Here is a 19,919-nt window from a genome sequence, read left to right on the forward strand (position 1 = left end):
TGGTAGTTGGAAAATCAGAAGTTGGACGACGGGTAAATCTGGAAAATGCCACCGGCGATCAACGCGCCGAGAATGGGGCCCACGATCGGGACCCAGGCGTAACCCCAGTCGCTGCCGCCCTTGCCCCGGATCGGGAGGATCGCGTGCGCAATGCGGGGCCCGAGGTCACGAGCCGGGTTGATGGCGTAACCGGTGGGCCCGCCCAGGCTGGCACCAATGCCGACCACCAGCAGCGCCACGGCCAAGGGACCCAACTCCGAGGGCGTTCCGCCGAACATGAGAATCACGAAGATCAGCACGAAGGTCGCGATGGCCTCGGTCACCACGTTCCACGGGTAGGAGCGGATTTCCGGCCCGGTGGCGAACGTGCCGAGCTTCGCCGCCGGGTCCAGGGGCTCGTCGTAGTGCTGTTTGTGGGCGATCCACGCGATCACGGCACCCAGGAAAGCACCCAGGAGTTCGGCCGCGAAGTACACCAGGGTGGAGGCCGCGGTCACGGCCACCCCCGGGGCGTACTCCGGGGCGCCGGAGGCCCAGAGGCCCACCGTCACGGCCGGATTCAGGTGCGCCCCGGACTGCCATGCCACGTAGACACCGGCGAACACGCCGAGGCCCCAACCGAAGTTGATCAGCAGCCAGCCGCCGGCATTGCCCTTGGTCTTTCCCAATAAGTGGTTGGCCACCACACCCACGCCCAGCAGCGTCAGCATGGCCGTGCCCAGCACTTCGGACCAGAACACCGTGCCCAGGGGCACCACTTCTGCTGCTTCCATGGGCAGCAGCGCCGTCATTGCGGTCATTAAGTGACTCCTTCGATCTCGTTCTTCAATCGGTGGTCAGGGGGACCGGTGGCTTACGTGGTTGCCCGGGTCGGCACGTGTCCGGTTCGTTGTGGGGTGCCGTTGCCGATTCACAGGGTGTTCAACGACGGCGCCGCGGCCCGTGCCGCCGCGGCGGCCGTGTCGTCGGCGGTTTGCGCGGCGGCGTCCTCGGCGGCGCAGAGGTCTCGGTAGGCCCGAACCTCTTCCGCCCTGCGCTCGGCATCCCAATCGAGCTCTTCGGCCAGCAGGTCGGCAACCTCTTCGACCACGGCGAGACCGTGATCGGGCTGGTCGTAACTCATGCGCGTGCGGGTGTGGAAGGCGTCCCCCAGGTGCAGCACACCCTCGTTGCGTGCGGCCTGCACGATCTCGGCGCGCACGTAATCCGGGGCACCCTGGAGCGGCTCGGCGAGGTCCGCGCGTTCGTCCACGAGGGCCCCGATCTCGCAAATGGCGGAGCCGTAGCGGTTGAGCAGATGCTCGACCGTCTCCGGTGTCCACCCGTAGCGGTTGCTGATCTGTTCCACCTGGCGGGTCAGGGGAAGATAGCCGTCGGCACCGTGCAGCAGGGTCCGTTCGGTCACGGAGGGCAGTTGTTTGGCGCGGTCCTTACCGAGCGCGAAATCCACGGCGTCCTGGGCCATGATCCGGTAGGTCGTCAGTTTGCCGCCGGCAATGGAGATCAGCCCCGGAACCACTTCCGCCACCGTGTGCTCGCGAGAGACCTTGGTGGAAACCGTCTCCGTGCCCTCCTTGACTCCCGGTTGCAGCAGAGGACGCAAACCGGCGAAACTGCCGATCACGTCTTCGCGGGTCAGTGGCTCGGCCAGGACCACGTTGGCGTGGTCAATCACGTAGTCGATATCGGCCGCGGTGACGACGGGCGCGGAAATATCCTGTTCGTACGGGGTGTCCGTGGTTCCGATGATCCAGTAGTGCTCCCACGGAATCACGAACAGCACGGATTTCTCGGTCTGCAGGATCAAACCCACCTCGCCCTTGATTCGCTCACGGGGCACCACAATGTGGATGCCCTTGGAGGCCATGACCTTCAACCCGCCGTCCGTGTCGGCCAGGTCCTGGGTTTCCTCGGTCCACACGCCCGTCGCCGCAATGACCTTGCGAGCTCGAATCTCGAAACTCTCCCCGGTCTCGAGGTCCGTGACGCGGGCGCCGACTACGGCGTCGTCGTCCTTGAGGAGGCCCGTGACCTTGGTGCGTGAGGCGGCCAGCGCGCCGTATCCGGCGGCGGTTCGGATCAGGGTCAGAACCAAGCGTGCGTCGTCCACTCGCCCGTCCCAGTACTTGACGGCACCGACCATCGCACCCGGCTTGATGCTGGGGAACGCCTCCTGGACCCCGCGCCGAGACAGGTGGCGGTGGAACGGCATGGACGCCACCTTGGATCCGACGTGGGCCAGGGTGTCGTAGAGCCCGATTCCGGCGGTCACGTACGGTCGTTCCCAGAAACGGTGCAGGATCGGGTAGAGGAACGGGACAGGCTTCACCAAGTGGGGCGCCAGGGTGTAGAGCAACCGTTCCCGTTCGTGGAGGGCTTCCGTGACGAGTTTGAAGTCCAATTGCTGCAGGTAGCGCAGCCCGCCGTGGACCAGTTTGGAGGACCACCGTGATGTGCCACCGGCCCAGTCCTGCGCTTCCACGATCCCGGTGCGCAGACCGCGGGTGACGGCGTCCAGAGCCACGCCCGCACCCGTGATGCCACCGCCGATCACCAGAATGTCCAATGCGGGACCATCGGCCATCTCGCGCAGGGCGGCGCGGCGGGATTCGGGGTTCAAAACTGTGGTTCTCATGGGAGCTACCTCACTCAACCTATGTACGTATTCATGTGGTGTGCGGAATCTAAAAGACCGCGCTACGGCCGGAAGTGTGATCTGCATCCCATTACCGGGCCGTGCGACCCACTATGCCGCGCCAATGCACGTATGCTCAACTCAATTGCACACACGTGCACCAGGGAGAAGAGTCCATGCACGACGATTCATTGCTGTACCAAGCCGCGGAACTCTACTTCGTTCAGGACATGACCATGGGAGCCGTGGCGGACCGGTTTGGTGTCTCGCGCTCCACGGTGTCGCGCATGCTCACCGAAGCCAAGAACCGAGGCATTGTCAGAATCTCCCTGCGCCCACCCGAGCACCCGCCCGATCGGCTGTCGCGGCGGTTCCACGAGATGTTCGGGGTCACCGCACACATTGCCGGCACACACCGGGCATCCCACAACGGCCCGCGCCTGGAGGCTGTCTCGCGCTACGCGGCGAACCTGCTCACGGAATGGGTCGAGGACGGTTCAATTCTCGGCGTCGCGTGGGGCACCACGACCTCCACCATTGCCGCGCACCTGGGTCAGACCAGCGCGCAGGACGTCACGGTGGTGCAGCTCAACGGTGCTGCGGGCCCGCGGACCACGGGGGCGGGAACCTCAACCCCGCTGCTTTCGAGCATGGCGCGGGCCTTCAACGCCGAGCTCTACCCGTTCCCCACTCCCGCGTTCTTCGATCTCGAGGAGACCCGCACCCTGTTGTGGAAGGAATCATCCGTGCGCCGCATTCTGGCCGTCCGTTCCGCCGTGGACCTGGCCATGTTCAGCGTGGGCGCCTTTCACGGCCCCGTGTTGTCCCAGGTGTACACGGAGGGTCATCTCAGTCAGGCGGCGCTGCGCAGTCTCAACGAGAACCGCGTGGTCGGCGACATGTGCACGGTGTTCATTCGGGAGGACGGCAGCTACTCGGACATCGACGTCAATCGCAGGGCATCCGGGCCCACCCCGTCGGATCTGGCCCGGATTCCCCGCCGCCTGTGCGTGGTGTCCGGGCGACACAAGGTGCGCGGCATCCTGGGCGCCCTGCGCTCCGGCGCCGTCACCGACCTGGTGATCGATGACCTCACCGCCAAGGACGTTCTCGACCACGTCGATTCCCATGGGCCGACCGTCCCTGTCTGATGGATCGCCGCACTTATCTCGGGCGGCCACGGGTCATGGTTGGTCACCGCGAATGATGTCGCGCAGGCGTTGGACCCTCGGTGAAAGATCACGTTCGTGGCCGTAGGGCGTGGGTCGGTAATAATCCCGCCCCACGAGCTCGTCCGGCGGGTACTGCTGGGAGGCCACGGCATTGGGTTGATCGTGGGCGTACAAATAACCGTCCCCGTGTCCCAGGGCGGCCGCCCCCTTGTAGTGACCGTCTCTCAGGTGTGTGGGCACCGGCCCGGCCTTACCCGCGCGAACATCCGCAATGGCCTCGTTGATGGCCGTGTAGGAGGCATTGGACTTGGGGGAGGTGGCCAAGTGAGTGACCGCCTGGGCCAGCGGAATGCGACCCTCGGGCATCCCGATCAATTGCACCGCCTGCGCGGCCGCGACCGCGGTCTGCAATGCGGTGGGGTCAGCCATGCCGACGTCCTCGGACGCGGAAATGATCAGGCGGCGCGCAATGAACCGCGGGTCCTCCCCCGCTTCGAGCATGCGCGCCAGGTAGTGCATGGCCGCGTCCACATCGGAACCACGAATGGACTTGATGAACGCGCTGATCACGTCGTAGTGCTGGTCGCCCTGCTTGTCGTAGCGCACGGCGGCGCGATTGAGGGCTTCCTCCGCGTGCTCCACGGTGATGGTCACGGGGCCGACGGCGCGCGGCCCCGCTTCTCGATCGGACTCCGTGCCGTCATGGGAGAAGGCCACGCCCGCGGCGGCGTCCAGAGAAGTCAATGCCTTGCGGGCATCACCTCCGGCCATGTCGAGCAGGTGGTTCTTGGCGTCCTCGTCGAGGGTGACCTCGCCGTTGAGGCCGCGCCGGTCGGTCACGGCGCGATCCAGCAGGTCCGCGATGTCGGAACGGTCCAGGGGTTGCAGCGTGAGCATGAGCGAGCGGGACAGCAGCGGTGAGATCACCGAGAAGGACGGGTTCTCCGTGGTCGCCGCAACCAGAATGACCCACCCGTTCTCCACACCGGGCAGCAGCGCGTCCTGCTGGGCCTTGGTGAAGCGGTGGATTTCGTCCAAGAACAACACCGTGCTGCGTCCGTGCAGGTCCCGATCGGTCAGGGCTTCGTCCATGACCCGGCGCACGTCTTTGACGCCCGCGGTGATGGCAGACAGTTCCACGAAAGTCGTGCCGTGACCGCGCGCGATCACGTGCGCGATCGTTGTTTTCCCGGTTCCCGGGGGTCCCCACAGGATGATGGAATTCGCACCGGCGGGACCGGCATCAGTTCCCGCCAGCACTCGCAGCGGCGAACCCGCGCGGAGCAGGTGCTTTTGACCGACCACCTCGTCCAACGTGCGCGGTCGCATCCGAACGGCCAACGGTGCACGCCCCCGGCCGCGGCTCGGCGCGGGAGTCTCCTCCCGGTCGGGCTCGTCCGGGTCGGGCAGGTCAAACAGTGAAGCGCTCACGCTGATGACCCTAGCGTGACGCTCGGACACGCAGCGCCGGTCACTGCCGTCCGTGGGTGCCCGATCTGGGGCAGTCCAGGTCGTCGCTGTCCACGATGATGGTCACGGGTCCGTCGTTGATCAGCTCCACCTGCATCCGGGCACCAAAGACACCGGTACCGACATCCACCCCGGCTTCGCGCAGGGATTCCACGAACTGATCGAAGATCGGCTCGCTCACATCCCCGGGCGCCGCCGCCGACCACGAAGGCCGCCGTCCCTTCCGGACATCCGCGTAGAGGGTGAACTGGCTGACGGCCAGCACGGGTGCCGACAGATCCACGCACGACTTCTCCCCGGGAAGAATCCGCAGGGCGGCAACTTTCTCCGCCAGCTTCTTCGCTGTCCCCGGTGTGTCGTGATGGGTGACTCCCACGAGGGCCAGCAGCCCGGGTCCGCTGATCTCTCCCGTCACCGACCCCTCCACCGTGACGGAGGCCCGGGACACCGTTTGCAGCACTATTTTCATGAGCCAAGTTCATCACACCGTTCGTGAGTGCTCGGCGGCCTCACGCGCCACCCTGTGTCGCGGCCGCGGCACCGAGCTCAGCATGGGTGATTTGACGGGTGGGCCGCGGGAGCCCCAGGTCGAGTAGTTCGAAGGCATTGCCGGGCCCCGCGTGCAAGGCCGTGCCCGGGTCGATCATGGTCCACTGCTGGTGCTCCGTCATGGGCTCGCTGGCCACCACGGTGACCGTGTTGTTCGACGGGTCGGGTCCGTGCACCCGCATGAACGAGGACGTGAGGCGCACCAAGCCCGGGTCGGCGCCGGCCGGATGCGAGCCCGTGCCGCGGCGGCCGGTGATGTACCACAGCGGATTGGTGTCCGGATAACGCACGGCCCAGACTTCGCGCGGCGTGGCGAACACGCAATTGAGGCAGTACAGGGACACGTTGCGGGCCAGCCACGTCAAACACTCCCGCAGTGCGCGGAGGACATCCCCGGCGGCTTCTCGTACGTAGGAGGTCAGTAGCGCGAAATACCGCTCGCTGTCGGTGGTGCCGAGCGCCAGGTCGGACACGCCCCGCCGAGCGAGTTCCCGGTCCAGGACCTCCAGGGATCGAATCACACCGTTATGGGCGAACATCCGTCCCTCCTGCTCGAACGGATGCGTGTTGGCCACGTTCAGCTCACCCTCGGTCGCAAATCTCACGTGCGCCACGAAACTCGTGCCGGTCATGTCCTGGGCGGCGCGAGTGAACGCGGGATCCAGGTAGGCCGCGAGCGCGGACCTGACGAGATGCGGGGCCCCGTTGGGTTCGAACGTGCCGATTCCGGCGCCGTGGGGCTGGCGCCTGCTTTGCCGCGAGAGTGAATCCGGGGCGTTCAGCAGCCAGAACGAGCAGGTCTGCGGTTGTGCTCCGGTGTGGAGCCCGAACAGTCTGCACACGGCAACCTCCCGGGAGGTGTTTCGCGCGGTGAGCGTGTGCTCGAGCTTACTCCTGGAGGGCGCGATCGAGGTCGCGGCGGTCCTCGAGAAAACGACGACGCCCCGTCAACACCACCCCGGCCGTCAGCGCGAGCAACATGAGCCACAGGTAGCCGAACGAGGCCCACCACGACCCGCCCCACGTGAACAGCACACCGAAGATGAGCGGTCCGATACAGCCCGCCAGATATCCCGCGCCCTGCCCGAACCCGGAGAGCGCGCCCGCGCCGGCCGTGGTGCGCGTGCGGGCGTTGATGAGCGTGAGCGCCAGCGGGAAGGAGGCCTGCGCGAACCCGAAGACCGTGATCCAGACCCACACGGTGTCCAGCGGCCCCCAGTGCGCGGTGGTCCACAGCAACAGTCCCAGGTATCCCAGGGCGTACAGGGCAACGGCGGTGAGCCCCAGCCCGGTGGTCCGCGTCACGCGCCGCACCAGCAGCGGCACCACTAGGCTCACCGGAATCCCCAGGATCGCGTAATAGGAGAGCATGAGCCCGGCCTGGTGTTCGGTGAACCCGTAGCTGACGAGCACGCGCGGCAACCATGTGAACATGGAAAACGTGTTGGACGAGGTGCCCACGAACAGCAGCACGAGCCCCCACCCGATCGGGGATTGCCACGGCTTGACCGCCGCTCGCGCCGCGCCCGGGTCGACCGACGACGCCGCTCGCGCACCGTCCCGGCGCACGCTCACCCACATGAGCAACCACGGCACGAGAGCGGCCAGCGAAAAGACCGCCCACGAGCCGATCGAGAAACGCCACCCGGCGGCGTCGGCGAGCGGGACCGCGAAGAACGGGGCGGCCGCGGTGGACAATCCCAGGAGCATGGAGTAGATCGCGGTGAGCGGGGCGATGTGTTCGCGGAAGTACTTCTTGATGATGGGCGGCAGGGTGACGTTACCGATCCCCAGCCCGATCATGATCAGCAGGGAAAAACCCAGGAACGGTACGGGGGCGGAGCTGACGGCGCGGGCGATCAGACCCAGGGCCGCAAGCGCACTGGCAAGGCTCAGCAACGCTTCCAGGCTGACCCGGCGCATTGCGGCGGCCGTCAAGAATCCCGTGAGAGCGAACCCGAGGGTGGGCACCATGGCCAGCACCCCGATGGAGGCCGCGTCCAGCGCCACGTCTTCCCGCACGCGGTCCAGCACGGGTGACACACCGGACACCGCCAGGCGCAGGGAGAACGCGGACAGCACGATGCCGGCCAGGGCAATCAGGCCCCGACCGGCAAAGTTCTTGTGATGCGCGCGTGCTACTGGGAATCGCCCTTCGCGCCGGCGTCGTCCTCGTTCTGAGCTGTCTTCTCGGCCTTGGGGCCCTTGGGCTCCGGCTTGGCGTCCACGCCGGCTTCCTTGCGCTGCTGGGCCGTGATGGGCGCGGGAGCGGCGGTCAACGGGTCGTAGCCGTTACCGGTCTTGGGGAAGGCGATCACGTCGCGGATGGAGTCGGTGCCGGCCAGCAGGGCCACCACGCGGTCCCAGCCGAAGGCGATGCCGCCGTGCGGGGGTGCGCCGAACTGGAAGGCGTCCAGCAGGAAGCCGAACTTCTCCTGGGCCTCCTCCCGTGACAGGCCCATCACGCGGAACACGCGGTCCTGCACGTCACGGCGGTGGATACGGATGGAACCGCCCCCGATCTCGTTGCCGTTGCACACGATGTCGTAGGCGTAGGCCAGGGCGTCACCGGGGGTGGTGTCGAAGGTGTCGAGGAACTCGGGCTTGGGCGAGGTGAACGCGTGGTGCACCGCCGTCCAGGCGCCGGAGCCCACCGCCACGTCACCCGACTCCACGGCGTCCGCTGCGGGTTCGAACAGCGGGGCGTCCACGATCCAGACGAAGGCCCAGGCGTCGTCGTCGATCAGGCCGGTGCGGTGACCGATCTCGACGCGCGCGGCACCGAGCAGTGCGCGGGATGATTTGGGTTCGCCGGCGGCGAAAAAGACGCAGTCGCCCGCTTTGGCGCCCACGGCCTCGGCCAGCCCGGCCTTCTCCTCGTCGGAGATGTTCTTGGCCACGGGACCGGTGATCTCGCCGTCCTCCTTGAACAGCATGTACGCCAGTCCGCGAGCACCGCGCTGCTTGGCCCATTCCTGCCAGGCATCGAGCTGACGGCGCGGCTGGGAGGCACCGCCGGGCATGACCACGGCGCCCACGTAGGGAGCCTGGAACACGCGGAAGGGGGTGTCCTTGAAGTAGTCGGTGAGGTCGGTGAGTGTGAGGTCGAACCGCAGATCCGGTTTGTCCGTGCCGTAATCGGCCATGGCCTGCGCGTAGGTCATGCGCTGGATGGGCGTGGGGATCTCCACGTCGATCAGCGACCACAGGGCCTTCACGATGGACTCGCCCAGGGCAATGATGTCGTCCTCCTCGACAAAGGAGGCCTCGATGTCCAGCTGGGTGAATTCGGGCTGGCGGTCCGCACGGAAGTCCTCGTCGCGGTAGCAGCGGGCGATCTGGAAGTACTTCTCGATGCCGCCCACCTGCAGCAACTGCTTGAACAACTGCGGGGATTGCGGCAGCGCGTACCACGAACCCGGCGAAAGACGGGCCGGGACCACGAAGTCACGGGCACCCTCGGGGGTGGAGCGGGTCAGCGTGGGGGTTTCCACCTCCAGGAAACCCTGGTCGTGGAGCAGATTGCGGGCCACGCGGTTGACCTCGGAGCGCAGGCGCATGATGCGAGCGGGCTCGGGGCGGCGCAGGTCCAGGTAGCGGTACTTGAGGCGCGCTTCCTCACCGACCTCCACGTGCTCGTCGATCTGGAACGGCAGCGCCGCGGAGGTGTTGAGCACGGTGAGCTCATCGACCATGACCTCGACCTCGCCGGAGGGCAGGTTCGGGTTCTCGTTGCCTTCGGGGCGGCGCTCGACCGTGCCGGTGACCTGCAGGACGAACTCGTTGCGCAGCTGATGGAACTCGGCCTCGTCCCGCACCACGATCTGTGCGACGCCGCTGGCATCGCGCAGATCCACGAACGCCACTCCACCGTGGTCACGGCGGCGGTCCACCCAACCGGCCAACGTGACCGTGTCGCCGGTGTTCTGGGCGCTCAATGATCCGAGTTCATGCGTTCGCAGCAAGAAATATCCACCTTTTCCTGTTTGGGGAGTTGGCTCGACCGTCGCGTTCGCCGGCCGGTGGGCCGGACGCGGCTCGGTGGCCGGGTCAGTCTGGTTGAAAGTCTACAAGTCTCAGGCGGTCTCGCTCGCCTGGACCGTGGGGTGCACGTCCTCCCGCGGGGGCTGCCAGGCGGTGGGATCCGCGGTGACCTGCTCGCCCGACCGGATGTCCTTGACCCCGTGGGTGACACTGCCGTCCTCCTGGACGGTCGAGAACCACACGAACGGAATGCCTCGGCGCTCGGCGTAGCGGATCTGCTTGCCGAATTTCTGGGGCGACGCCGCCACTTCGGTCGCGATGCCCCGGGCGCGCAGTTGCCCGGCCACGTCCTGGGCCGCAGACCAGGACGCGTCATCGTTGAGCGCCACGAGCACAGCCGACGGCACCGCACGCGATGGCCTGGCCATGTTCTGCGACAGGATGCGGGTGACCAGGCGGGTCACCCCGATGGACAGGCCCACGCCGGGGAAGTTCTTCTTACCCGTCGAGGCCAGGGATTCGTAGCGACCGCCGGAGCACACCGAGCCCAACTGTTCGTGGCCCACGAGCACCGTTTCGTACACGGTGCCGGTGTAGTAGTCCAGACCGCGCGCGATCGACAGGTCGGCGTTGACCTTGCCGGGAGCACGGCGGGCGGCCTCACCCACCACGTCCGCGAGTTCGCTCAGGCCCTCCTCCAGCAGCTCGTTGCTCACGCCCAGTGCGCGCACCTGTTCCACGAAGGACGTGTCCTCGGTGCGGATACTCGCCAGGTCCAGCGCCGACGCCGCTTGCTCGGCACTCGCGCCCACGTTCGCCTGCAGGTTCGCGATCACGGCCTCGCGACCGATTTTCTCGAGCTTGTCGATCTCGCGCAGCACGGCGGGTGCGTCGTCCAGGCCGATGCCGCGGTAGAAGCCCTCGGCGAGCTTGCGGTTGTTCACGCGCAGCACGAACGGGGGGATGGGCAACCGGGACAGCGCCTCGATCATGACCAGGGCCAGTTCCACGTCGTAGCGGAAGGCCAGGGTGCCGTCGCCCACCACGTCGATGTCGGCCTGGGTGAACTCGCGGGCGCGACCCTCCTGCGGGCGCTCGCCGCGCCACACCTTTTGAATCTGGTAGCGGCGGAACGGGAACGTCAGATACCCGTTGTTCTCCACCACGTAGCGGGCGAAGGGGACGGTCAGGTCGAAGTGCAGCGCGAGCGCACCCTCCCGGGGGGTTTTCTCGTCCTCGTCCTGGTGCAGCCGGGACACGCCGTAGACCTCTTTGTCGATCTCGCCCTTGCGCAGCAACTGCTCGACGGTTTCCACGGCGCGGGTCTCGATGGAGGAGAAGCCGTGCAGTTCGAACGTGCGGCGCAGTTCGTCCAGGACGTGTTGCTCCACGATCCGCTCTTCCGGAAGCCATTCGGGGAAACCGGACAGGGAGGTGGTGCGGGCCATGGGTGGGTTCTCCTTGGTGCGAAAGCGGGGTCCCGGCGTGCGCTCCGGGACGTGGTCATGGAAAGGCCCCGAGCGGCGTCGTGGTGTGTGGTGCCATTCTAGGCCGCCGTGGTCGATAGGATGGCCGTATCGATGACCGATTCCACGCGCCGTGTGACCAACGCCCGCTTTGCCGGGGCCTCGCCACACGGTCGTGGACGTGGAGAGAGAGTTATAGCGGTGACAGAACGTCCTGAATCCGACGACCGGCCCCAGACCCCCGAGGCGGCCCCCGTGCCCGCTCCCCCGGCGCGCCCGGCCAAGCCCGCAGCACCCGCCGCACCGGGCCCGGCGCGGCCCGCAACGCCGGCACATGTCGCGCCGCACCCCACGGCCGGTGCCGTTCCCGTACCCGCGGCAGCCGCGCCCTCGGCCCCCGTGGTGGCGCCCGCTGAGCCGGCCCAATCCGCTGCGTCCCACGAAACGGCCAAGCCTTCCCTGGCCACCCCGGAATCCGTGGCGCGCGCCAAGCAGCACGGCCGCGCGGACGAGAACGGCACCGTGTACGTGAGCGTGGCCGGCCAGGAGTACGAGTGCGGCCAGTTCCCGGACGCGACCGAGGACGAGGCCATTGCCTACTTCGCGCGCAAGTTCGACGACGCCGAGGCGCAGGTCGACCTGCTCGAACAACGACTTGCCGCCAAGGCCCCCACCACGGACATGCGTAAAACCGTGGAACACGTGCGCGAGCAGGTGGCCGCCCGTGGCATGGTGGGTGATCTGGCCGGGCTTGCCGCACGTCTGGACACCCTGGACGTGTCGATCGGGCAGGCGGAGGTGCGCGAGAAGGAAGACCAACAACGGGCCAAGGCCGAGCAGCTGGCTCACCGCACGGCCATCGTGGAGGCCGCGGAAAAGGTCGCCGGTCAGGACCCCGAGAAAACCCAGTGGAAGCACTCCTCGGAGCGCATGGGTGAACTCTTCGACCAGTGGAAGGCGCATCAACGTTCGGGCGTGCGGCTGTCCAAGTCCGACGAGGAGTCCTTGTGGAAACGGTTCCGTAAGGCCCGCACCACCTTCGATCGCCATCGCAAGGCGTTCTTCTCCAAACTGGACGAGACCAATGCCAAGGCCAAGCGCGCCAAGGAAGCGCTGATCATCGAGGCCGAGGCGCTGTCCGGCTCCACCGATTGGGGGCCCACCGCCTCCAAGTACCGCGATCTCATGGATCGTTGGAAGGCCTCGCCCCGCGCGTCCCGCAAGGACGACGACGCCCTGTGGTCCCGTTTCCGTGCCGCCCAGGACGTGTTCTTCAACGCGCGTAAGGCCGCCAACGAGCAGATCGACCACGAGTTCGAGGCGAACCTGGTGGTCAAGGAGCAGCTGCTCGACGAGGCCAAGAAGATCCTTCCCGTCAAGAACCTCGATCAGGCGAAAAAGGAACTCGCGGCGGTACAGGCTCGCTGGGAGGAGGCCGGTAAGGTTCCGCGCGCGCACATGCGTCGGGTGGAGAACGAACTGCGCGCCATCGAGGACGCCGTCAAGAAGTCCGAGGACGACCAGTGGCGCCGTTCGGACCCCGAGACCAAGGCCCGCTCCAACTCCATGTTGACGCAGCTCGAGAGCAAGATCGCCGACCAGGAGTCCGCGATCGAGGCCGCTCGCAACTCCGGCAACGAGAAGAAGGCCGCCACCCTCGAGAAGGACCTCGCCACAAGCGAGCAGTGGTTGGCCACGTTGCGGGCCTCGGCGTCCGAGCTGAACTGAACGACACCACGCGCATGAGCTGAGCCGAGCCGAGCGAACTGCACACTGAACGGGGATCGCCCTGGTTGTCCACAACCGGGGTGATCCCCGTTTCCTTGTCCCCCGCCCATCGGTTCTGATGGGGTCATGACGTCACCGCGGCCGCTGGCCCCCGATTCCGCCCATCCGCTTCCGCCCGGTGCGGGATACCTTCGGGCGCTGCGTCCGGGTGACCCCTTCAGCAGCGGCGAGCTCACCGCAATGGTTTCGGACGGGATTCTGCGCAGGGTCGTCCTGGACGCATACGTGCCCGTGGGTGTTGCTCTCACCCGGGCCACCAAGGTCCGGGTGCTGCGAGCGGTCATCCCTCAGCACCTCCAGCGGCGAGGGGTGCTGGGCAGATTGGGGGCCGCGTGGTTCTACGATTGCGCCGATGTCCCGGACCCGCTTCCGATCCTCGTGGCCAAGGACGCCCGGACCACCACCACGCTCCCGCATGGGTTCAGCCTGCATCAGACCGTCTTCAACGCCTTCGATCGCGTGTCCCACGAGGCAATGTCGGTCACCAGTCCACTGCGCACCGCGGTGGACGTGGCGCTTCACGTCGACACCCCGGAGGGCACCCGGGCGCTGCACTGGCTCATGGCCTCACCGCACTTGCATTGCCCACCCGAACTCGTCCTGGCCGCCCTGGACGCCGTGGGGAAAAAACCGGGACGTCGGCAGGCCCTGGCCCGCGTGCGGAAAGTGGGGCGGGCCGTGGAACGCGGCTACGAGGCGACCGGGCGGTGACCCGAGGTGCGATACACGTCGTACACGCCGTCGATCCGTCGCACCTGGTTGAGCACGTGATCCAAATAGCGGGTATCGCCCATTTCGAACGAGAACCGGGAGATGGCCAACCGGGATCGCGAGGTGTGCACCTGGGCGGAGAGGATATTCACGTGGTTCTCGGACAGCACCCTGGTGACGTCGAGCAGCAGCGAGTGCCGGTCGAGTGCTTCCACCTGGATCTCCACCAGGAACAGTGAGGATTGGGTGGGAGCCCAGCTGACGTCCTTGACGCGCGGATCGTCGTTGGTCACCAGTGACTTCATGTTGTTGCAGTCCTTGCGGTGCACGGAGATTCCCGCGCCGCGGGTCACAAAGCCGAGGATCTCGTCCGGGGGCACCGGGGTGCAGCAGCGAGCCAACTTCACGTACACGTCGGACATGCCCTGGACCACCACGCCGGAATCGGACACGGTGGCCCGGGCGGGCGCGGTGACCTTGGTGGTTTCGGCGAAATCCTCTTCCGTACCCTCCGCGCCGCCGTGATGCTCGATGAGCTTCTCCACGACCTGTTGGGCGTTGACCGTGTCGCTTCCGATCGCCTCGTAGAGCGCCGCCACGTCCGAACGGTTGAAGTCCTGGGCCACCGAGACGAGCGACTCGTGGGTCACCGTGCGTTGCAGCGGCAGGTGATGCTTGCGCAGCGCCCTGGTCAGCAGGTCCTTGCCCCGCTCAATGGCTTCCTCGCGGCGTTCCTTGGAATGCCACTGCCGGATCTTGGTGCGCGCCCGCGGGGAACCCACGAACTTGAGCCAGTCCTGTGACGGGGAGGCGGATTCCGACTTGGAGGTCAGGATCTCGACCCGGTCGCCGTGCTGTAGTTGGGAGGACAGCGGCACCAGTTTGCCGTTCACCCGGGCGCCGATCGTGTGGTTACCCACCTCGGTGTGCACCGCATAGGCGAAGTCCACCGGGGTGGAACCCGTGGGTAGCGCCATGACCTCACCCTTGGGTGTGAAGACGTACACCTCCGCGGTGTTGATCTGGTACCGCAGTGAATCCAGGAAGTCCGAGGAGTCCTTGGCCTCCTCCTGCCACGAGACCAGGGAACTCAACCAGTTGAGCTCTCCCGCCTTGGCCTTGGGAGTGGCCGAATTGGCCTGGTTGACCTGGTTCTTGTACTTCCAGTGAGCGGCCACACCGTATTCGGCGCGGTGGTGCATCTCGCGGGTGCGGATCTGGATCTCCACCGGGCGTCCGTGCGGGCCGATCACGGTGGTGTGCAGCGACTGGTACATGTTGAACTTGGGCATCGCGATGTAGTCCTTGAACCGCCCCGGGAGGGGGCTCCACTTCGCATGCAGCACGCCGAGGGCGGCATAACACTCACGCACCGAGTTCACGAGCACACGGGCGGCCTGGAGATCGTGGATCTCATCGAAATCCTTACCCCGCACGATCATCTTCTGGTAAATCGAGTAGTAGTGCTTGGGGCGGCCGGTGATCGTGGCGTCAATGCCGGACTTGTCGAGTTCCGCGGCGATCAACCCGCGGATCGTGGCCAGATTCCGTTCGCGTTCGGGCGTGCGCTCCCCCACCATGCGGACGATTTCTTCATAGACCTTGGGGTACAGGGCGGAGAAGGAAAGATCCTCGAGCTCCCACTTGATCGTGTTCATACCCAGGCGGTGCGCGAGTGGCGCGAAGATCTCCAGCGTTTCGCGCGCCTTTTTGGACGAGGACGAGGAGGACACGAACCGCCACGTTCGTGCGTTGTGCAACCGGTCCGCGAGCTTGATCACGAGCACGCGGATGTCCTTGGCCATGGCCACGATCATTTTGCGTACGGTTTCTGCCTGGGCGTTCTCGCCGTACTGGATCTTGTCCAGCTTGGTCACACCGTCCACGAGCACGGCGACCTCTTCACCGAAGTCCTGGGTGAGCTGCTCCAGCGAGTAGTCGGTGTCCTCCACGGTGTCATGCAGAAGACCCGCCACCAGGGTGGCCCCCGTCATGCCCAGTTCGGCGAGGATCGTGGTGACCGCCACCGGGTGAGTGATGTAGGGATCCCCGGACTTGCGCTTTTGTCCCTCATGGTAGAAATCCGCCACGGCGAACGCGCGTTCCAGGACATCCAGGTCCTCATCCGGATGCGTGGCGCTCACGCTGCGCAGCAACGGGACCAGGATGGGCGAGCGCGGAACGGACTCACCCGTCAAGGCCGAGAGCGTGGACCGGGTGCGTTCGCTGCGTCCCGGGAACACGGCCCGGCCGGAAACGGGGCGGGAGGCCGGCAGGACGAAGTGGGTTCCCGCCGTTTCGATCCTGGAACCGGTGGGCACCGCCGATGTCGCCGGTGGGCTGGGCGGCCTGGAATTCTTTGCGCTCTGAGCGTCCGACTCTGTCGTCATGGTTCCACAGCCTCCTCACGGATCACCGCTGGCCGGGACGGGATCTTGGCGCCCGGTGCGCTAAGTAACCGAGTCTAGTAGCATGCCCCCGCACCGAACGGTACGGGGGCGAGTGTAACGCACGCGCGGCGCTCTATTCGCGGGGGCCGGCCTGAACCGGGTCGGAGGTGACGGGCGCGCCGTCGCTCTGGCGTGCGTCCAGCACCTTTCGTTGCTGATCGCGCACCGCGGGTTCGACTCCGCGCAGCCAGGAGTACATGGGCGCCGCCACGAACATGGTGGCCACCGTGCCCACAATGATGCCCACGAACAATGACAGGGACAGATCCTTGAGCGTGCCGGCGCCCAGCAAGTACGCGCCGATGAACAGGATCGCGCCCACGGGCAGGATGCCCACCACGGACGTGTTGATCGAGCGCACCAGGGTTTGATTGACGGCCAGGTTGACCTGCTCGGAGAACGTGCGTTTGGCTCTCTCCTGCGGCGCTGAACCGCTCAGCAGTCCCTTGGTGTTCTCGCGCACCTTGTCGAAGACCACGACCGAGTCGTACAGAGAATACGACAGCACGGTCAGGAAGCCGATCACCGCGGACGGCGTGACTTCGAAGCCGACCAGGGAGTACACCCCGGCGGTGATCACAATGGTGGCCAGCATGGCAGCGACCGCGGACACGGACATTTTCCACGTGCGGAAGTACAGCGCCATGAGCACCGTGGCCAGAAAGACGAAAACCAGCAAACCCCACAGGGCCTGTTGCGTCACACCCTGACCCCACGTGGGTCCCACGAAGTTGGAGGTCACCTGGTCGTCGGAGGCGCCGTAGGCGTCCTGCAAGGCGTCCTTCACGGCCAGGGTCTGATCGTCGTCGAGCTGCTCGGTCTGCACCCGCACGGTGCCCGGCGCAATATTGGTCACGGACACGCCCCCGGCATCCGAGGAGTCCGCCACCGCTTGCTCGCCGGTCTGGACGTCCGGGTTCTCAACACCCGAGACCGTGAATTCTGAGCCGCCGGTGAAGTCGATGCCCAGATTGAATCCACCCTTGAGCACGGGGATCAGCATGGACAGCAGCACGAGCCCTAGGGCCAGGGACAACCACAGCTTGCGCTTGCCCACGAACGGGTACGAGGTGCGGCCACTGTGCAGGTCGTTACCGAAGCGTGCGAGTCGGTTGCTCATCGGGTGCTCCCCTCCGTCAAGGCGGTCTGGTCCACGGCGCTGGAACCGCCGGATGCGGCGGATCCGTCCCCGGCGCCGTCGCCCGGGGTCTCGGCGGCCTTCTGTCGACGACGCCGCTCGGCAATCGTCAGCCCGTCGCTGTCCTCGGGGCTACGCAGGCGACCCGCGCCGCGGTACAGCGGGACGGCGTCCAAGGCTTCCGGGTCCAGGCCCGAGTTCTTCGCGCCACCTCCGAAGTAGCGGGTGCGCGTGAGCAGCACCATGATCGGGTGGGTGAAGAGGAAGACCACGAGCAAGTCCGCGATCGCGGTCAAACCAAGGGTGAACGCGAAACCCCGCACGTTGCCCACGGCCACGAAATACAGCACGACCGCAGCCAGAAGGTTGACGGCCTTGGCCGCGAGCACCGTCTGCCGGGCCCGCTTCCAGCCGTGGTCCACCGCGGCGGGAATGCTTCTGCCCGCGCGGATCTCGTCCCTGATGCGTTCGAAGTACACGATGAACGAGTCGGCGGTCTGCCCGATGGCCACGATCAGGCCGGCCACACCGGCCAGCGACAGGCGGTAGTTGGCGCTCCACCCCAGCAGCGTGATGGCGAAGTAGGTGATCAGGCCCGCCACGAGCAGGGAGGAGATGGTCACCAGTCCGAGCCAGCGGTACTGGAACATCGAATACACGCACACCAAAGCCAGACCCACGAGACCGGCGATGATACCCATCCGCAACTGGTTGCTGCCGAGGGTCGCGGAGATCTGCTGCTCCGACTGAATGCTGAAACTTACCGGCAGCGCACCGTATTTGAGCTGCTCGGAGAGGAATTGCGCCTCGTCCTCCGTGAAGGATCCGGTGATCTGGGCGCTGCCGTCGGTGATCACGGCGTTCATGGACGGCGCGGAGATCACCGTGCCGTCCAGCAGGATCGCGAACTGGGACCGGGGATCACCCTCCTGGGACTGCCCGATCTGGTACAGGCGCTCGGAGAGTTCCTTGAAGGTCTGGGTCCCCTCCGCGTTGAACTGCAGGTTCACGGCGAACTGGCCCGTGGACATGCCCTGCTGGTTGGTCGCGGTGCCGTAAGAGGCGTCGTCGATGTCCGTGCCGGGGATCTCCAACGGGCCAAGAATGTACTTGGTGTTGTTCGCCGGATCGCAGGAAACAATGGCCTTGTCGGGATCCTGCGCCTTGCGTTCCTCCTGGGGTCGCTGCGCGGAACAGTCAAGGGCCTCGAACTCGGTGACGAGCTCGGGTGTCACCCAGTTGGGATCCGAGGAGTCCGTGGGCTCGGCATCCGGTTTGGGAATGTCCTTGAGTGCCGTGCGCTGGTCCTCGGGAGTGGGCGCGCCCTCCGCCGTGGTGATCACGGGCCGGAACGCCATTTGGGCGGAGGTCTGAATCAGGTCACGAGTTTTGGCGGAGGGAACCCCGGGCATGGACACCACAATGTTCGATCCGGACTGCGTGCTGATTTCCGCCTCGGAGACACCCGTGCCGTCCACGCGCTGACGAATGATCTCCACTGCCTGATCGAGTTGCTCCTGGGTGATCTCCTGGCCGTCCTGCGCTTCCTGGAGCTCCGGGGACAGCACCATTTGGGTGCCGCCCTCGAGGTCCAGGGCCAGCTTGGGAGCCCAACCGGTGCGGTCGGTGGTGACCCCGTAGATCAGGATCCCTGCCAGGGCAATGGTGATCACAGCCAGCGCTGCCAGGCCGCGCTTGGCCGCCGTCAGGGCCGTATTCGATCCCGATTTCACCGATCTGGGCGCGCGGGTCGGTGCCGCTTGGGGGGTGAGTTTTTGTGACTCTTCGGGTTCCGACGGGCCCGAAGCGCCCTTACGTGATGCCATGTCTGCCCTTCAACAACGCACGGTTGGTGTGGCCGCCGAGCACGCCGCACCTGGGTCCGGTCATGAGAAACGGGCCGATGCTCTCGGCCCGTGACTCACGCATGTGTTCAGTTGGTGTCGTTATTGCGGCGGTTGTCGCGCCACGTGCCGCTTTGGGTGTCATGTTCCGGGACGTTGTCACCCGCGGCGGGCTCGCCGGGGGCGGTGTCACCGGGCACATCGTGCTCACGCTCGGCCACGTTGTCGCGTGTGTCTCCCGCGGCCGTGGAACCGTGCCCGTCAACGGTGGCGCCCTGGGCAAGTGCGGCGTTCTCGGTGGCGGGATCGTCCAGAACGGTGGTCACGGTCTGGGTGTGCACGGTCACCGAGGTTCCCGGGGAAACCTCCAGGACTGCCTTGTTCTCGTCCCGGTCGATGGACAGAACGGTGCCGTAGAGACCGAAGCTGGTCATCACGCGGGTACCGGGTTCCATGGTCGCCTGCTTGGCCTTGATCTGAGCCTGAGCCTTCTTCTGACGACGCATGGGCAGCCACAACAGCAACACCATCACCACCAGCATGACGGGCAAGAACCATGCGGTTCCGCCGCCTCCTGACTGCTGGGCCTGGGCAAGAAGTTGCGCGGAGAGAATCACGAAGTTCCGTTCTGTAGACGATGTTCACGGCTGAGTGACCGCAGTTACCGGGTGGGTGCACCGCCGCCATCATGGGAATCCGGTCAAGTCTAGGT

Annotated in this window: 15 protein-coding genes; 3 read left to right on the plus strand and 12 right to left on the minus strand. The window is 66.3% G+C overall.

Annotation, left to right across the window (positions count from 1 at the left end; all coding sequences use genetic code 11):
- Window positions 1-14: 14 nt before the first annotated feature.
- Both ABEA06_RS10725 and ABEA06_RS10730 read right to left on the minus strand, forming a co-directional pair.
- Window positions 15-749, minus strand: coding sequence for an MIP/aquaporin family protein (locus tag ABEA06_RS10725; protein ID WP_303381568.1), 735 nt, complete (start codon window positions 747-749; stop codon window positions 15-17).
- A 161-nt stretch (window positions 750-910) separates the two neighbouring features.
- A complete protein-coding gene (locus ABEA06_RS10730) occupies window positions 911-2,635 on the minus strand; it encodes a glycerol-3-phosphate dehydrogenase/oxidase (RefSeq protein ID WP_345311486.1) in 1,725 nt (574 codons plus the stop codon).
- 176 nt (window positions 2,636-2,811) lie between these two features.
- Between ABEA06_RS10730 and ABEA06_RS10735 the strand changes: the two genes are divergently transcribed.
- Window positions 2,812-3,786 carry a sugar-binding transcriptional regulator gene (locus tag ABEA06_RS10735; protein ID WP_345311487.1) on the plus strand — a complete coding sequence of 325 codons (975 nt, stop codon included), beginning with the start codon at window positions 2,812-2,814 and terminating at the stop codon, window positions 3,784-3,786.
- Window positions 3,787-3,819: 33 nt separating this feature from the next.
- Here ABEA06_RS10735 and ABEA06_RS10740 read toward each other — a convergent pair whose 3' ends face one another.
- The 6 genes from ABEA06_RS10740 to hisS form a co-directional block, all read right to left on the minus strand.
- Complete coding sequence (locus tag ABEA06_RS10740) at window positions 3,820-5,238, minus strand: replication-associated recombination protein A (RefSeq protein WP_425559526.1); 1,419 nt, start codon at window positions 5,236-5,238, stop codon at window positions 3,820-3,822.
- Window positions 5,239-5,278: 40 nt separating this feature from the next.
- Complete coding sequence (gene dtd / locus ABEA06_RS10745) at window positions 5,279-5,746, minus strand: D-aminoacyl-tRNA deacylase (protein ID WP_345311488.1); 468 nt, start codon at window positions 5,744-5,746, stop codon at window positions 5,279-5,281.
- Between the two features lie 40 nt (window positions 5,747-5,786).
- Complete coding sequence (locus ABEA06_RS10750) at window positions 5,787-6,668, minus strand: class II glutamine amidotransferase (RefSeq protein ID WP_345311489.1); 882 nt, start codon at window positions 6,666-6,668, stop codon at window positions 5,787-5,789.
- Window positions 6,669-6,714: 46 nt separating this feature from the next.
- On the minus strand, window positions 6,715-7,908 hold the full coding sequence (locus ABEA06_RS10755; protein WP_345311490.1) for an MFS transporter: 1,194 nt from the start codon (window positions 7,906-7,908) through the stop codon (window positions 6,715-6,717).
- Between the two features lie 56 nt (window positions 7,909-7,964).
- Window positions 7,965-9,791: an aspartate--tRNA ligase gene (gene aspS / locus ABEA06_RS10760; RefSeq protein WP_345311491.1), complete on the minus strand. Its 1,827-nt coding sequence runs from the start codon at window positions 9,789-9,791 to the stop codon at window positions 7,965-7,967.
- Window positions 9,792-9,902: 111 nt separating this feature from the next.
- Window positions 9,903-11,258: a histidine--tRNA ligase gene (hisS, locus tag ABEA06_RS10765; RefSeq protein WP_345311492.1), complete on the minus strand. Its 1,356-nt coding sequence runs from the start codon at window positions 11,256-11,258 to the stop codon at window positions 9,903-9,905.
- 219 nt (window positions 11,259-11,477) lie between these two features.
- On the opposite strand from hisS, the gene ABEA06_RS10770 reads away from it, so the two are divergent.
- Complete coding sequence (locus ABEA06_RS10770) at window positions 11,478-13,004, plus strand: DUF349 domain-containing protein (protein ID WP_345311493.1); 1,527 nt, start codon at window positions 11,478-11,480, stop codon at window positions 13,002-13,004.
- A gap of 126 nt (window positions 13,005-13,130) precedes the next feature.
- Entirely contained in the window at window positions 13,131-13,775 is a 645-nt protein-coding gene (locus tag ABEA06_RS10775; RefSeq protein ID WP_345311494.1) for a hypothetical protein, read from the plus strand.
- Here the strand turns inward: ABEA06_RS10775 and ABEA06_RS10780 are convergent.
- The 4 genes from ABEA06_RS10780 to ABEA06_RS10795 all read right to left on the minus strand — a co-directional run bounded on the left by ABEA06_RS10780 (window position 13,754) and on the right by ABEA06_RS10795 (window position 19,824).
- Complete coding sequence (locus ABEA06_RS10780) at window positions 13,754-16,165, minus strand: RelA/SpoT family protein (protein ID WP_345311495.1); 2,412 nt, start codon at window positions 16,163-16,165, stop codon at window positions 13,754-13,756. The genes ABEA06_RS10775 and ABEA06_RS10780 overlap by 22 nt on opposite strands.
- A gap of 133 nt (window positions 16,166-16,298) precedes the next feature.
- On the minus strand, window positions 16,299-17,345 hold the full coding sequence (gene secF, locus ABEA06_RS10785) for a protein translocase subunit SecF (RefSeq protein ID WP_303381530.1): 1,047 nt from the start codon (window positions 17,343-17,345) through the stop codon (window positions 16,299-16,301).
- Window positions 17,342-19,189, minus strand: a complete 1,848-nt coding sequence (gene secD, locus ABEA06_RS10790) for a protein translocase subunit SecD (RefSeq protein ID WP_345311496.1) — start codon at window positions 19,187-19,189, stop codon at window positions 17,342-17,344. Before secD ends, secF begins: the two co-directional genes overlap by 4 nt.
- A 107-nt stretch (window positions 19,190-19,296) precedes the next feature.
- Complete coding sequence (locus tag ABEA06_RS10795; protein WP_345311497.1) at window positions 19,297-19,824, minus strand: preprotein translocase subunit YajC; 528 nt, start codon at window positions 19,822-19,824, stop codon at window positions 19,297-19,299.
- Window positions 19,825-19,919 lie beyond the last annotated feature (95 nt).

It is taken from the genome of Kocuria gwangalliensis (assembly GCF_039544365.1).
Taxonomy (GTDB): domain Bacteria; phylum Actinomycetota; class Actinomycetes; order Actinomycetales; family Micrococcaceae; genus Kocuria; species Kocuria gwangalliensis.

Bases quoted from the DNA above. Each gene is read 5' to 3' on its own strand.
- ABEA06_RS10730 (WP_345311486.1), bottom strand. From the start codon at position 2,635: ATGAGAACCACAGTTTTGAACCCCGAATCCCGCCGCGCCGCCCTGCGC.
- ABEA06_RS10735 (WP_345311487.1), top strand. From the start codon at position 2,812: ATGCACGACGATTCATTGCTGTACCAAGCCGCGGAACTCTACTTCGTT.
- dtd (WP_345311488.1), bottom strand. From the start codon at position 5,746: ATGAAAATAGTGCTGCAAACGGTGTCCCGGGCCTCCGTCACGGTGGAG.
- hisS (WP_345311492.1), bottom strand. From the start codon at position 11,258: ATGGCCCGCACCACCTCCCTGTCCGGTTTCCCCGAATGGCTTCCGGAA.
- ABEA06_RS10775 (WP_345311494.1), top strand. From the start codon at position 13,131: ATGACGTCACCGCGGCCGCTGGCCCCCGATTCCGCCCATCCGCTTCCG.
- ABEA06_RS10780 (WP_345311495.1), bottom strand. From the start codon at position 16,165: ATGACGACAGAGTCGGACGCTCAGAGCGCAAAGAATTCCAGGCCGCCC.
- secF (WP_303381530.1), bottom strand. From the start codon at position 17,345: ATGAGCAACCGACTCGCACGCTTCGGTAACGACCTGCACAGTGGCCGC.
- secD (WP_345311496.1), bottom strand. From the start codon at position 19,189: ATGGCATCACGTAAGGGCGCTTCGGGCCCGTCGGAACCCGAAGAGTCA.